The 5,968-nt window shown below is 66.8% G+C and carries 5 protein-coding genes and 1 pseudogene; 5 read left to right on the top strand and 1 reads right to left on the bottom strand.

Features of this window, described 5'->3' with window-relative positions; genetic code table 11:
• Positions 1-20: 20 nt before the first annotated feature.
• On the bottom strand, positions 21-1,049 hold the full coding sequence (locus Amac_RS53160; RefSeq protein WP_246269272.1) for a glycoside hydrolase family 26 protein: 1,029 nt from the start codon (positions 1,047-1,049) through the stop codon (positions 21-23).
• A 194-nt stretch (positions 1,050-1,243) separates the two neighbouring features.
• On the opposite strand from Amac_RS53160, the gene Amac_RS53155 reads away from it, so the two are divergent.
• From Amac_RS53155 to Amac_RS55775, 5 genes and pseudogenes are all read left to right on the top strand, one after another.
• On the top strand, positions 1,244-2,392 hold the full coding sequence (locus Amac_RS53155) for a YveK family protein (protein WP_155362040.1): 1,149 nt from the start codon (positions 1,244-1,246) through the stop codon (positions 2,390-2,392).
• A gap of 203 nt (positions 2,393-2,595) precedes the next feature.
• A complete protein-coding gene (locus Amac_RS53150) occupies positions 2,596-3,870 on the top strand; it encodes a hypothetical protein (RefSeq protein WP_246269270.1) in 1,275 nt (424 codons plus the stop codon).
• Positions 3,867-4,802 carry a phosphotransferase gene (locus tag Amac_RS53145; protein WP_155362038.1) on the top strand — a complete coding sequence of 312 codons (936 nt, stop codon included), beginning with the start codon at positions 3,867-3,869 and terminating at the stop codon, positions 4,800-4,802. The genes Amac_RS53150 and Amac_RS53145 overlap by 4 nt, the downstream gene beginning before the upstream one ends.
• Positions 4,799-5,650, top strand: coding sequence for a sulfotransferase family protein (locus Amac_RS53140; protein WP_155362037.1), 852 nt, complete (start codon positions 4,799-4,801; stop codon positions 5,648-5,650). The genes Amac_RS53145 and Amac_RS53140 overlap by 4 nt, the downstream gene beginning before the upstream one ends.
• A 3-nt stretch (positions 5,651-5,653) precedes the next feature.
• Positions 5,654-5,968: pseudogene (locus tag Amac_RS55775) on the top strand (hypothetical protein); the annotation flags it as partial.

The raw sequence follows: 5,968 nt of genomic DNA, 5'->3' as shown, positions 1-5,968 counted from the left end.
GGGTGGGTGGGAGAACCACGTCACTGATCGGGAACCTTCGTCGCGGTGAAATGGCGTTCGCGGCCGAGTCGGGCGAAGGACGCTGCCGCCTCTGGGGTCGTGTCGAATCGGGTGTCACCGCGGGGCGCGAGTGGGGAGTCGAAGTAGACGAGGGCTTTGATCTGCGGATAATTCCGGATTTGCAGGCGCACCGAGGCGTAGAAGTCGGACTTGAAGCGGGGAGCGTACTTCCGCTCGAACGCTCCCCACTCGGACACCATGATCGGCTTGCCTGGGAAGCGTGACTGCGTCCAGCGGTAGAAGCCCGGCCAGCTCGGATGGTCGGGGCGGGTCTTGTCGACCAGCGTGGCGAAGTCACTGACCCGGCCATCCGCGTACGGATCCAGCCCGATCCAGTCGACCACGTCGTCACCGGGATAGAGCCGGTCGAACCACGGCTTGGTCGCCCAGTTGGGCGCGCCCATGTACGTCATGACGGTCACCGCATTCCGTACCCCCCGATCCCGCAGACGACTCACGACATGTCGATACATGGCCGCGTAGTCCTGGGCGGACATGCCACGCCGGGAGTTGACGTCGTTCTCCGGTTCGTGGTGGATCGTCAGGAAGAACCGCCCAGGAAACGTCCGGGTGATGTGCTCCGCCAGAGCATCGATGCGCGAATCCACCGCGCCGCGTGCGATCTGAGCCCACGTACGCGTGCGGGACGGCTTCCAGTTGATCAGCAGCAGTCGCCGGCCCGCCGCCAGCGCACGCTCCTCGGCGGTGGGGAACAGCTCCTCGCCCCGGTGGTAGACGTGCACGATGTCCGCCGGGCGGCCCATGCGCTGTTCCGCGTGTTCGACCGCCTGCGCCGGGCGGGTGCCGGTGAAGACGTCCGGCGCGATGCCCCACCACGCGCCACAGGTCGGGATGAGCTTGTCGGTGACCACGCAGGTGGTCTCGTGGCTGAGCAGGCCGTCCGGGCGGGTGCTCGTGCCGGTGCCGGAGGCGGGAGCGCACCCGGCGACCAGGGCCAGCGCGATGATCCCCCGATTGACGATGAACATGGGGTTCACCATTCCATCGGAGCCGGGCGCGGGTGGCACGCTTTCTCATATCCCATGGCGGACATGTCCATGGAACGTCCGTTATTGTCCCGTGATTTGCCTGTGGAAAAACTTCAAAATTGGATCGGGTAAAGCTCAAGGGAGCCTATAGTTCGTAGTCTGTTTCGCTGTTCCCGCGCCATGACGAGGTTCCCATGAGCTTGCCCCCGCACAGCCGGGATCTCGCTGAGTTCGGTTCCGTGCTGCGCAGGCGCCGGTGGTTGGTGGTGGTCTGCCTGCTGGCGGGCCTGGCGGGCGGGGTCGGCGCGCTGGCGGGCACGCCTCGGGCGTACACGGCGACGGCGGAGGTCCAGGTAATGCCGACCGGAGTGCCGGAACAGGTCAATCAGGTCACCCAACGCCAGCGCGAACCACTCAATTTGGATACCGAAGCGCAGATCGCCCAATCATCCGTGGTTGCCGCAAAGGCGGCCGAAATCCTGAAAAATACAGATCCGGAAGCGTTGCGGAATCGGGTTCGGGTGGACGTTCCACCGAATTCCGGAATTCTTAGGATTTCGTTTGTTGCGCCCGATTCGTTGGTAGCGGCAGCGGGGGCTCAGGCGTTCGCCGACGCGTACCTGCAGCACCGGGCAGACGCGGCCAAACAGACGCTGCTCGCCCAGATGAAGATCTTGCTGGTCAAACTGCGCCAGGTGAACGAGTCGCTGGGCAAGGTGGCGGCCGCGCTGGCGCCGCTCACCCGTGGCTCGGCCGAACGGGCGATCACCGCGCACCAGCAGGCCGTGCTCAGCCGCCAGTCCTACAGCCTGACCCTGAAATACGACACCCTCAGAACTACCGCGATCACCCCCGGCAGCGTGATCAGCCAGGCCCGGCCCCCGCTGCGGCCCAGTTCCCCCAACCCACCGCTGTACCTGGGCAGCGGCCTGTTCCTCGGCATCCTGACGGGCGCACTGTCGGCATTCACCCGCGACCGCCTGGACACCCGCCTCCGCGTCCCCGCCGACATCGAACGCCTGACCACACTGCCCCTGCTGGCAGAAGTCCCAGCTAAGGACGTATCCACCCTGACCGACACGCTCTCCGTGCTGCTCCCCGAAGGCCCGATTCTGCTGGAATCCATCGGCACCGAGGCAACCGCGGCGATCGTCGACGAACTTCCCGCCCTGAACCTCATCACCAGCGGCCGCGCATCAACCGCGATCCTGCTGGTCGGCCTGCGAAAGGCCCGAGCCCAAGAGGTCAACCGAGCCACCCGCAACCTGACCACCCGAGGCACAACCGTCCTCGGCGCCCTCTCCGTGCCCCCCGTAGTCATCACAACGGAACGCGCCCGGTGAGTCCGATGTACCCAAATCCCGCGAATCCGCTTGGCCCCACGCGCCCGGTGGATCATGTGAGCCCGACAGATTCGGCACATTTCGTGCATTCTGCGCATCGCGTGGTGGATCCCACGCGACTCGCATATCCCTCACATCGGGTGGATTCGACGCACCCTGTGGATCAGGTGATTCCGATGGATCCCGCGCATCCGCTAGACCGGGTGGATCCCGTGAGGTTGCGGGCGGTCTGGCCGATCTGGGCGCTGCTGGTTGGGTATCCCGTCTGGTGGGCGCTTGGCTTTGGCGGGCTCTCGGTTGTCGTGGTGGCCATACCGATGCTGGTCATTCTGTCCCGGCGGCGCCCGATCAAGGTGCCCAAAGGTTTTGGCCTGTGGGTGTTGCTGATCGCGGGGTACGTGATCAGCGCCCTCATGCTCGCGGAAACCCCCGACGGCACCTATGGCGACCTCACGACCGGGCGCGTGATCGGCTACGTGATGCGACTCGTCGTCTACCTGTCGCTCCTGGTCATCGTGCTCTACCTGGGCAATCTCACCCACGAGGAGCTCCCGCAGCTCACCCTCGTCCGCATGCTCGGCGCCCTGTTCCTCACCACCGTCGCGGGCGGCCTGCTCGGCGTGCTGGCGCCGCACTTCGCGTTCACCTCCCCGGTCGAATTCGTGCTCCCCCGCTGGATCTCCGGCAACTCCTTCGTCACCAACCTGATCCACCCCACAGCCGCCCAGATCCAGCACGTCCTCGGCCACGCCTCCCCCCGCCCGGAAGCCCCGTTCGAGTGGGCCAACGCCTGGGGCAGCAACGCCTCCGTGCTGATCATCTGGTTCCTGGTCGGCTGGTGGGGCTACGGCGGCCCGCTCCGCAAGATCCTCACCGCCATGGTGCTCGCCCTCGCCGCGATCCCCATCGTCTACTCCCTCAACCGCGGCCTCTGGATCGGCCTCGGCTTCTCCCTCGCCTACCTGGCCGTCCGCTCCCGCCGCCCCCTCGCCCTGGGTACGGCTGTCGCCGCCGCGGCCACCGCCTTCCTGCTCTCCCCCCTCTCCTCGATGGTCGCCCAGCGCCTCGACAGCCCGCACAGCAACGACATCCGCGCCTTCACGATCTCCACCACCGTCCAGACCGCCGCGACCTCCCCGATCATCGGCTACGGCAACACCCGCAACGCGTTCGGCAACCACCGCTCGATCACCACCGGCAAGAGCGACTGGTGCGACACCTGCGGCCACCCGCCCCTGGGCAGCGACGGCCAGCTCTGGCTGCTCCTGATCACCCAGGGCTTCACCGGCGCGGCCCTGTATGCCGGGTTCTTCGCGGGAGCCGTACGCCGGTATTGGACTGATCGCACCCCCATCGGGCAGGCGGGGGTGCTGGTGATGATGCTGGCGCTGTTCTACATGTTCATCTACGACGGCATGGTCACCGCGCTGAGCCTGTATCTGATCTCGTTCGCGCTGCTCTGGCGGAACGCCGGATGAGCGACGCCGACCTGCGCCTGCGCTATCTCGACGAGGTGATCCCCTTGCTGTTTCCGCCGTCCGCTCGAACCTCGGTCCGTACCCTGCTGCCGCATCGGCTGGTGCCCCGGCGGCTGGTGCCGCGCGCCCGCTGGCATGTCGGGGGGCGGGTGCTCGTCGGCGACGGGCCCGACACGATCGAGACGCATCTGAGTGAGGTGCTCGGGCAGCGGGTGCACACCGAGCTGCATGTACGGCCTGCTCGCCGGGTTAACCGTAAGCCGATCCTGGAGGCGTACGGGGTGGGGGGTTTGGTGGGGTTTGTCAAGATCGGTGATACCGCTGGGGCGCGCGAGTTGGTGCGGCATGAGGTGGAGACGCTGCGCATGCTGGCCGAGCGGCCGTTGAAAGTGGTGGTGCCGCCGGGGGTGCTGCATTTCGGGTCGTGGCGGGAGCTGGACGTGCTCGTGCTGACGCCGTTGCCGGTTACCGGTCGTTCGGCGCCTTCGTTGCTGCCGTTGGGTGGGCAGCGGAGGAGGGTCCGGCCCGAGTTGCTGGCGGCGGCCGTCGCGGAGATCGCGGGGCTGGATCCTGCCGGGGCCTGGCATGGGGATTTCTCGCCGTGGAACGTGGCAGCGGACGCGGATGGGCGGCTGCTGGTGTGGGACTGGGAGCGGTTCGGGGCCGGAGTGCCGCTCGGGTTCGACGCGTTACACCACTTCTTCCAGGGCATGTTGCGGCGGATGCGTCCTGGTTCGGCCGCTCAGACGTGCGTCGCCAGGGCGGGACGCATTCTCGAACCTTTCGGGCTTTCGTTCGCGGAGTCCCGGCTGACCGCCGCGCATTATCTGATCGCATTGGCCGATCGACATCGCCGAGATGGGTACGAACCGCTAGGCCCTTCCTCCGACTGGCTCAATCCCGTTCTCGATCACCTGGAGGTGTTGCCGTGAACGCGCTCAAGACCACCGCGCACGCGGTCTCGATCACCGCGGGCCGGTTGACCGGCAGCGGACGCCTGCTGCCGTCCTTCCTGATCGTCGGCGCCCAGCGCTGCGGCACGACCTCGCTCTACCGCGCCCTCGCCCAGCATCCCCTGATGCTGAAACCCGTCCTCCGCAAGGGCGTGCACTTCTTCGACATGTCCTACCACCGAGGACTGTCCTGGTACCGGGCGCATTTCCCGTTGCGCGCCACGGCGGCTCGGCTCGAATATCGGTACGGCCATCGCCCGCAGGCGTTTGAATCGTCGCCCTATTACCTGTTTCATCCGCTGGCGGTATCCCGGATCTCGTGGGATCTCCCCGGGGTGAAACTGATCGTGCTCGTCCGCGATCCCGTCGAGCGGGCGTACTCCGCGTTCTCGCACGAACTGGCCCGGGGTTTCGAGACGGAGACCTCATTCGAGCGCGCCCTCGCCCTGGAGGAGGAACGCCTCGCCGGCGCCACCGAACGCCTCAAAGAAGACCCTTCATACGTCAGCCACGCCCATCGGCATCAGGCCTACGTGTCGCGCGGCCGCTACGCGGAACAACTCGCCCGCCTGGACCTCCTGGTCGGCCGCGAACGCGTCCTGGTCCTCGACAGCGGCACATTCTTCACCGACCCCGAACCGACATACGACCGCGTCCTCGAATTCCTGGGCCTCCCCCGCCTGACCGACCCCGTCTTCGACCAGCACAACGCCCGCCCCCGAACCGAAATGCCAGCCCCCCTGCGCCGCCGCCTATCCGAAGATTTCCTCCCCTGGGACGTCCTCCTCCAGCCCTGGCTCGGCACCACCCCCTCCTGGCGCCGCTAGTCCATGAAAAAACTCCCCCCAGGAGCCCTGGCCGGCCTAACCGGAGCAACCACCAACGCCGCCGCCCAGTTCCTCCTCGTCTTGATCGTCACCAGATCCCTGCCCCCAGAAACCGCCGGCAAATTCTTCACAGCCACCGCCCTGGCCCTCATGCTCGCCGGAATCCTCCGCCTCGACACCGGCAACGCCTTGATCTACTTCCGAGCCCGCCAAACAGAACCACCCTCGGACGGCCCGGATGGGCACACAAACGACCACGGAAACAAGGCGAGAACTCAAGACAACGCGCGTTGTTGCGGGGTTCTCCCACCCACCCAC

It is taken from the genome of Acrocarpospora macrocephala (assembly GCF_009687865.1).
Taxonomy (GTDB): domain Bacteria; phylum Actinomycetota; class Actinomycetes; order Streptosporangiales; family Streptosporangiaceae; genus Acrocarpospora; species Acrocarpospora macrocephala.
This window is presented reverse-complemented; position numbering and strand designations above follow the sequence as displayed.